The 1,548-nt window shown below is 70.0% G+C and carries 2 protein-coding genes; one reads left to right on the top strand and one right to left on the bottom strand.

Annotated elements, in window-relative coordinates; all coding sequences use genetic code 11:
- The coding region (locus tag VGS97_RS21890) for an MFS transporter (protein WP_326855490.1) at positions 1 to 1,239 on the bottom strand (1,239 nt) is incomplete at its 3' end.
- Between the two features lie 86 nt (positions 1,240 to 1,325).
- Here VGS97_RS21890 and VGS97_RS21895 point away from each other — a divergent pair.
- Positions 1,326 to 1,548, top strand: a 223-nt coding sequence (locus tag VGS97_RS21895) for a helix-turn-helix domain-containing protein (protein ID WP_326855491.1), incomplete at its 3' end; no start/stop codon positions are given.

The following is a 1,548-nucleotide window of genomic DNA, read 5'->3' on the forward strand; positions in this document are numbered from 1 at the left end:
CAGGGCCGTGTTGTTCAGCCCGGAGGCGAGGCCGGCCTCCCGGGGCTCGGTCCCGGTCACCGCGGCGATCGTGACGGGCACGAACGAGAGCCCCAGCCCGGCCCCGGCCAGCAGCGACGGGCCGAGCACGTCGGCGAGGTAGGAGCCGCCGGGGGCGGGCACCTGCGAGAACCAGATCAGGCCGCCGGCGGTGAGCAGCATGCCCGCGATCAGCGTCGTCTTGAAGCCGATGCGGGTGACGAGCCGCGAGGCAGCCCCCGCCGCGACAATGACCCCGACCGCGAGCGGCAGGTACGAGACGCCCGTCTTGATGGGCGAGAAGTGGAGCACGTCCTGCAGGTACAGCGAGATGAAGAAGAACATCGAGAACAACGACATGCCGATGAGGAGGGCGACCGTGTCCGCTCCGCGCAGCGTGCGCAGGCGGAAGATCGAGAACGGCATCAGCGGGTGGCGCCCGCGCCGCTCGATGACCAGGAACGCGGCCAGCAGGACGACGGCGCCGGCGATCCTGGCCAGCGTCGCCGCGGATCCCCAGCCGGCGTTCACGGCGTCGACGATCGCGTAGACGAGCAGGGACAGGCCTGCTGTGACGGTCACCGCGCCGGGAAGATCGAAGGTGCCCGCTGCGTCGTCGGCGTGGCTTTCGCGCAGCGTCCGCGGCGCGAGCGCCGCCGCGGCGATCCCGATCGGGACGTTGACGAACAGCACCCAGCGCCAGTTGAGGCCGCTGGTGAGGATCCCGCCGAGAAGCACGCCGGCGGCGCCGCCCGCACCCACGACCGCCCCCCAGATCCCCAGTGCCCGGTTGCGCTCCCTGCCTTCGGCGAACGTCACCGTGAGGATCGACAGCGCCGCCGGAGACACGATCGCGGCGCCGAGGCCCTGGGCCGCCCGCGCCGCGAGCAGCCATCCCTCCGATTGCGCGATCCCGCCCGCGAACGAGGCGAGCGAGAACAGCACCAGTCCGAGCATGAACATCCGGCGGCGCCCGAGCAGGTCGGCCAGGCGGCCGCCGAGCAGCAGGAAGCCGCCGAAGGTCAGCGTGTAGGCGTTGATGACCCACGAAAGATCGGTCTGCGCGAAGTGAAGGCCCCTGCCGATCGACGGCAGCGCGACGTTCACGATCGAGGCGTCGATCACGACGACGAACTGCGTCATCGCGAGCAGCAGCAGGGCGAGATTCTTCCCGCGGGGCGTATAGAGCGGCGATGTCTGCGGGGGGCTTATCGATGTCATTGGAAGCTGACCTCCGGTTCCGGTTTGCTCCTCAGACTATAGTGAACTATGATTCCGCTTGTCAAGCGAGCCGGAGGGAAGAGGCCGTGACCAGCACTGTCAGCGAAGCAGAGCGCCCGCTGCGCGCCGATGCCCGCCGCAATCGCGAGCAGATCCTGCAGAGCGCGCGAGCGGTGTTCGCGGAGAGCGGCGCCGATGCGCAGATCGACGATGTCGCGCGCCACGCGGGCGTCGGCGTGGGCACCGTCTACCGGCACTTCCCGACCAAGCAGGCGCTGCTAACCGAGCTGGTCCGTCAGACGTTCCGCC

The organism is Actinocrinis sp. (assembly GCF_035946395.1).
GTDB lineage: Bacteria > Actinomycetota > Actinomycetes > Streptomycetales > Catenulisporaceae > Actinocrinis.